Source organism: Clostridium sardiniense, from assembly GCF_019753795.1.
Classification (GTDB): Bacteria; Bacillota; Clostridia; order Clostridiales; family Clostridiaceae; genus Clostridium; species Clostridium sardiniense.
In genome coordinates this window covers 1-5,368 of record NZ_JAIKTU010000032.1, presented here as the reverse complement: position 1 = coordinate 5,368, position 5,368 = coordinate 1, and the positions used below count along the sequence as shown (strand labels likewise).

General features: G+C 23.4%; 7 protein-coding genes. 6 read left to right on the top strand and 1 reads right to left on the bottom strand.

The window, feature by feature from the left end:
* The 5 genes from K5V21_RS18890 to K5V21_RS18870 all read left to right on the top strand — a co-directional run.
* Positions 1-257, top strand: a 257-nt coding sequence (locus K5V21_RS18890) for an RNA-guided endonuclease TnpB family protein (protein ID WP_221862633.1), incomplete at its 5' end; no start/stop codon positions are given.
* A 395-nt stretch (positions 258-652) separates the two neighbouring features.
* Positions 653-943, top strand: coding sequence for a hypothetical protein (locus tag K5V21_RS18885; protein ID WP_221862631.1), 291 nt, complete (start codon positions 653-655; stop codon positions 941-943).
* Between the two features lie 937 nt (positions 944-1,880).
* Positions 1,881-2,339, top strand: coding sequence for a tyrosine-type recombinase/integrase (locus K5V21_RS18880; RefSeq protein WP_245000782.1), 459 nt, complete (start codon positions 1,881-1,883; stop codon positions 2,337-2,339).
* Between the two features lie 529 nt (positions 2,340-2,868).
* The gene (locus K5V21_RS18875) at positions 2,869-3,741 is read left to right on the top strand and encodes an Rpn family recombination-promoting nuclease/putative transposase (protein WP_221862629.1); all 873 of its coding nucleotides are present in this window, start codon (positions 2,869-2,871) and stop codon (positions 3,739-3,741) included.
* Positions 3,742-3,749: 8 nt separating this feature from the next.
* Entirely contained in the window at positions 3,750-3,950 is a 201-nt protein-coding gene (locus tag K5V21_RS18870) for a hypothetical protein (protein WP_221862627.1), read from the top strand.
* 192 nt (positions 3,951-4,142) lie between these two features.
* Here K5V21_RS18870 and K5V21_RS18865 read toward each other — a convergent pair whose 3' ends face one another.
* On the bottom strand, positions 4,143-4,742 hold the full coding sequence (locus tag K5V21_RS18865) for a recombinase family protein (protein WP_221862625.1): 600 nt from the start codon (positions 4,740-4,742) through the stop codon (positions 4,143-4,145).
* A 418-nt stretch (positions 4,743-5,160) separates the two neighbouring features.
* On the opposite strand from K5V21_RS18865, the gene tnpA reads away from it, so the two are divergent.
* On the top strand, positions 5,161-5,368 hold a 208-nt coding region (gene tnpA, locus K5V21_RS18860; RefSeq protein WP_221862624.1), incomplete at its 3' end, for an IS200/IS605 family transposase.

The window sequence follows — 5,368 nt, the reverse complement described above, 5'->3', positions numbered from 1 at the left end:
ATAAACTAGCAAGAGTAATATCAGAAGCGAGTTGGTATGAATTTAGAGTTATGCTTGAATATAAAGCTGAATGGTATGGGAGGAATATAGTAGTTGCTCCTAGCAATTATGCAAGTTCTCAACTATGTTCTTGTTGTGGCTATAAAAATAGTGATGTGAAAAATCTAGCACTTAGAAATTGGATTTGTCCGAACTGCGGAGCAAAACACGATAGAGACTTAAATGCTAGTAAGAACCTAGAAAAATTGATAGCCTAGTGAGGTATTATATTGGGGTAGGAACTACCCTATAAGCTTGGGGAAACTTGTAACATTAGTTATATTGACCAAGAAGCTCCCATTTCTATAAGTGGCGAGTAGTTCACAGAGTTTGTTAAATGTAAAAATATATTAACAATTAATGTAATATATGTTAATATTAACCTGAGATATAAATCTTATAGTAACTTAATGGAAGGAGAGATGTAAGTAAGAATACAATGAGATAAGCTAGTCTCATATAATTTATTAAATTAACTATATAATATTGGCAAACTTCTTTAATGATTTTTAGTATTCTCTAATAGAGGTTCTATATTTATTGTTAAATGATATTTATTAATAAATATGGATTCTCTTTAGAGAATTCAAATATCAAAGGGAGGAGTTATTATATGGAAATTAGGAAAAGAAATAGACGAGTAATTAATTCATTACATGGGAAAAAAATTAAACCACCGTATATGGGAATAATAATATTAATTATTATGTTAGCTAATTTCTTACTAACGTACATTGGAGTAATATTTACTTCAAGTAAATTATCGATTGTATGTATAGGGGTACTAGGAATATTATTTGAGATATTTCTAGGCGTGGAATTTGTATCAGATAAGAAAACTAGCGTTCTTAAAACAATTTTTGAAGCTTTAAAGGAAGTTTTCAAAAATAAAGAAAAACGCTAGTAATCCATATACGTAAAATTTCATTAACCAAAATGTGCTGCCAACACATTTTGGTTTTTTTATGGTATATCTTTAATTAAATTATTATCATAATTTTAAGAGTTTAATCTAATAAATATGCTCATTATACATTATATTAATAAATAGTAAAATAAGAATAATAAATAATAACATTATTTATTATATAAGAAAATATAACTAAGGTAAACATTAATTTATCATTTAATGTTTACCTTAGTTATATTTTTTATGGTTATTTGCTCGAATTAGAGTAATTTTACTTATTCCTAATAATTTCTTAACTTCTTTATAACTATAAGTTTATACATTTATTATTATAAGTAAATTAGTAATAAATAAAAAGATAGTAGTTAGAATAAATTGAACTCATAAACTACTATCTTTATACATTAATTAACTTACAAAATATATATTAAATTAAAAAAATTAATATAGTATAGAATAAATCTTAAAATATTCTTATTAAAATAAAAACAAAAAAGAAATCACTTGGAAACATTAAATTCTTATAAGAAATATATATAAATCAAAGTTCTTTCAAATTTAGAAGATGCTAAAAGGTTTGTTACTATAAGTATTCAAATAGGGTTATAGTCAATATATGCTTATATTAAAGGTGTGGATTTTAATTCCACTACTTATTAAAATATTTATGATTTCAAGATCTAATTTTACAGTTCTACAAAAATATATCTAATCTTGTTACAAGTAAAAAATTAATACGTTATAAATTAAAAAGCATAAATATTAAAAAACAAAAGATAATAATCAATATATAGGGTATTATTTTAGGAGGATTAAATATGAATAATGTAGAGCCAATTAGAGATAAAGTTAAAATTCAAAAAATGAAAATGTATTTAAAAAAAAAGATATAAGATCATATGCCATGTTCGTGGTTGGAATAAATGTTGCCTTGAGGATAACAGATCTTTTAAACTTAAAATGGAAAGATGTAATTGATGAAAAGCATAATGATTTTAAAGAAATAGAATTATATGAAGGAAAAACGAATAAATATAGAAAAATTAGATTAAATGATGCAGCTAAGGAATCTTTAAAAGAGTTATTGAAGTATTTAGAAGGATTAGAGTTAGAAGACTATATATTTAAAAGTAGAGAGGGAAAGAATAAACATATATCAAGACAGCAAGCTTTTAACATTTTAAAAGATGCATCCATGTCAGTAGGAGTAAGTGAAAATATAGGAACCCATTCACTTAGAAAAACATGGGGATATTTTGCTTGGAAAAAGGGATTTAATCCAGCATTAATAATGGAAACACTTAATCATAGTAATTTATCTATTACTAAAAGATATTTAGGAATACAACAAGATGATGTCAATGAATTATATAAAAACTTAAAGATATAATTAATAATAATAATATTTTTTTATTGTTTTAAATAAAAATAAATAGCAAGAAAGTAAAAAAAGAAAATAGATTTTACTCTATTTTCTTTTTTATTTTATATATAAGTAATTTCATATAATCGTTGAAATCACTAGCTTACAATAGAATTTGAGTTTGACACAATATCAATTTTGTAAAACTCATAAAATCTAGGTGTTAAACTAGATTTATTAATTTTCTGTTTACATAATAGCACAAAAAAATCAAAGTTAAACATATTTTTCCATAAAAATTTTTATTATTTATTTTAATATATAAATATAGATTCTTTGATAAATCATTTATAAAAAGGTATATTTACTAAAATATTTATATTTATATTTTGAGATTGTTTTAAATATAAATATTATTAAAACAAAATAGTATTATACTTAAATAATTGTAAATAATGAGTTAAAGTAATTATATATTATGTTTAGATAGAAAAGAGATAGATTTTATATAAATAAATAAGATATAATAAAGATAAAAGGAAAAGGAGTGTTAAGAATGGTAATTAGAACATTGCTAAATCCACAGATAGACTTTGTATTTAAAAAAATATTTGGAACAGAAAAGAATAAACCAATACTTATAGATTTCTTAAATGCAGTAATAAAACCAATAAATCCAATAAAAGAAGTAGAAGTAAAAAATAATGATATAGATAAAGAATTTATAGAAGATAAATTTAGTAGATTAGATATAAAGGCAATAACAAGTAATAAAGAGCATATAAACATAGAGATACAAGTTAAAAATGAGTATAACATGATACAAAGAACGTTATATTATTGGAGCAAGATGTATTCAGAGCAAATACAAAATAGAGAAAACTATAATAAGTTAGAGAGAACAGTATGTATAAATATATTAAATTTTAAGTATTTAGATAATGAAAAATATCATAATGCGTATAGATTAAAAGAGTTAAGTACAAATGAAGAATTAACAGATTTAGAAGAAATACATTTTATAGAACTTCCTAAGTTTGATGAAATAGGAAATAATGAAAAAGTGGAAGATATAGAGAAAATAGATGCATTAGAGAAATGGTTAGAGTTTTTAAAAGAACCCGAAAGCAACGCAGTAAGGCAGTTAGAGTTAAATGATGAGGTTTTAAAACAAGCAAAAACAGAGTTATATAGATTAAGCATGGATAGTGAAGAAAGAGAAAGATATAATATGAGAGAAAAAGCAATATATGATGAAATATCAGCTTTAGAAAATGCAGAAAAAAAGGGATTAGAGCAAGGATTACAACAAGGTGTTAAGCATGAAAAAATAGAGGTAGCAAAAAAAGCATTGAGTAATGGATTAGATATAAAAACTGTATCAATTATAACTGGATTAAGAGAAAATGAAATAAAAAAATTAAAATAGGTGATTTTATGATAAAAAGCATGAAGTTAATTATAGAAAGAGATAAATATGAACCTATAGAAATAAATTTGGAAGCATGGCAAGGGTTAGTTATATCTGAATTACTAGGATTAGAAGTAATACTATCCGCCGATAATCAAAATAAATATACAATAAAAAGAGATAGCAAAGATGAAGTAATGAAAAGAATAGGGAAATTAAAAAAATAAGAAGGAAGTAATTATACTTCCTTCTTATTTTTACGAATTATTATCTTAAATACGATCCTTGTAAATTAAAACAAAATAAAAAATAGCCCTGCCCCCTAAATGGGATTATCTATAATGGGAGCTTATTTCATGACATGGTGTATTTTAATATAGATTTGTTGATTAGGTATTTGAAATAAATATAAGAATATACTAAGATTTTTTATCTATCTTTTTATGATTATTTGCCCGTATCAATGTGCTTTTACTTATTCCTAATAATTCTTCGACTTCTTTATAACTATAGTTACCTCCATTTATAGAAAGCATATTTAATGCATTATCTATTTGTCTTTTAGTAAACTTTTTTGGTCTACCTTCTTTAAAGTCAGGTTTTCTTCTAGCTATCTCTTTTCCTGTTTGAGTTCTTTCTATTATTAAAGATCTTTCGAATTCGGCAAATGCTAAAAGATTTGTTACAATAAGTCTTCCTATAGGATTATCCTCGATTATACCCATATTTAAGATGTGTATTTTAATTCTTCTATTTATTAAGTTATCTATACTTTCAAGACCTTCTTTTACAGTTCTACAAAATCTATCTAACTTTGTTACAACTAGTATATCATTATCTTGTAATTTATTTATTAATTCTTTAAATATAGGTCTATCCATTGTTTTTCCAGAAAAACTCTCTTTATATATAATTGCATTTTGATATATTTTTAATATTTCACTTACTTGTTGTTCTAGTCCATTTCCATCTAATTGTGTTTTAGTACTTACTCTTGCATATCCATATATTTTTCCCATTTTTACGCTCCTATTTTGATACTTATTTATGACACCTTTATAAGTTAAATTATATCACAAAATAAAAAAGGTATCAAAACTTGTAAGTTTTGATACCTTTTACTTATGTTTGATTATATTTTATAAGTAATATTTAGAAATTTTCCATTAATATAAATAATTATTAAAATTTACCTTGTAAACGTTTAATGATATAATAATTATATTAAGAGGTTGTCCTATAAATATAGTTTATTATAGCTATTTGAAAAATATTTTCCATAAAATCACCTCTTAAAATAATTATATATGGGAGGAATTTAACTAATTATGCGGAATTCTCCTATCTTCTATAAGTGGGAGATGAATAGCACTTGACGTTAGTCAATAATATGAATAAAATATAATCAGTAGTAAATATTAGAAATGAGTGTTATAAATGGATTTAGATACTAATAATCATTCAGTATTCAAATTATCATATCATTTAGTATTGGTTATAAAATATCGTAGACAAGTTATTGATGAAGATATTTCAAACAGACTAAAAGAAATATTTGAATATATTTCGCCTAAGTACAATGTAATTTTAGAAGAATGGAATCACGATAAAGATAATATTCACTTGTTATTTAGAGGTTCACCAA